Source organism: Psychrobacter immobilis (genome assembly GCF_904846225.1).
GTDB lineage: Bacteria > Pseudomonadota > Gammaproteobacteria > Pseudomonadales > Moraxellaceae > Psychrobacter > Psychrobacter immobilis_F.
On sequence record NZ_CAJGZJ010000060.1, the window covers coordinates 1 to 681 of the forward strand.

Consider the following 681-nt stretch of genomic DNA (forward strand, 5'->3'; position numbering starts at 1 on the left):
CAGGTGTGGTTTGATTATTATCGTCAAGCTGCATAACTAAAATCTCCCAAGTTTAACTATACGGATTTGACGGCAGGAGTCATATTTTATTTATAGCAATTAAGTTGTTGCTCTAATTAACAATAGGATTTAACCGATGTTTAGATTAATAGTGAATTTTTTTAAAGGGATAGGTATTTTGCTTAATGGAACTGCTAAGTTCGCAGCAGACGCTAGTAAAGCGCTTGAAAACTCAGCGGATGAGATGCTTAAAGCTTCAACTCTAAGTAGAGCAAGAGCAGCTGAGAAGTACAAGAAAGACAAAGCCCAAATGGTAATAGATGGAGGCTATGAGTCTGAAGAAGCCATGGACAAAGCGCACGATGAATTACTTGAAAGTATTACGAAAAGATCTAAGCGATAATCGATGTAAAAGAATATAGAGATATTAATGATAGGAAAGAAGCTTTGCAGTAGTCGTTTATGCCTAGGAGTAAAGTCATTTAAGATATTTTCAGTGATTATTAATACTAAACTGCTTAATATATTAACGTATTAAGGCTCTTTTAGATTAGCTACAACCTTAATGGCCATATAGTCTCCAGGAAAGACTCGTAATTAAGAATTGAACCGCCCCGGGATTGTCGGAGACTCAACATTCTGAGAGAATACGACAATGAAAAAACAAACCTACACTCCTGA

Annotated in this window: 1 protein-coding gene; it reads left to right on the forward strand. The window is 36.0% G+C overall.

The window, feature by feature from the left end:
* Positions 1–136: 136 nt before the first annotated feature.
* Positions 137–403: a hypothetical protein gene (locus tag JMX48_RS14010; RefSeq protein WP_192529393.1), complete on the forward strand. Its 267-nt coding sequence runs from the start codon at positions 137–139 to the stop codon at positions 401–403.
* Positions 404–681: the final 278 nt, after the last annotated feature.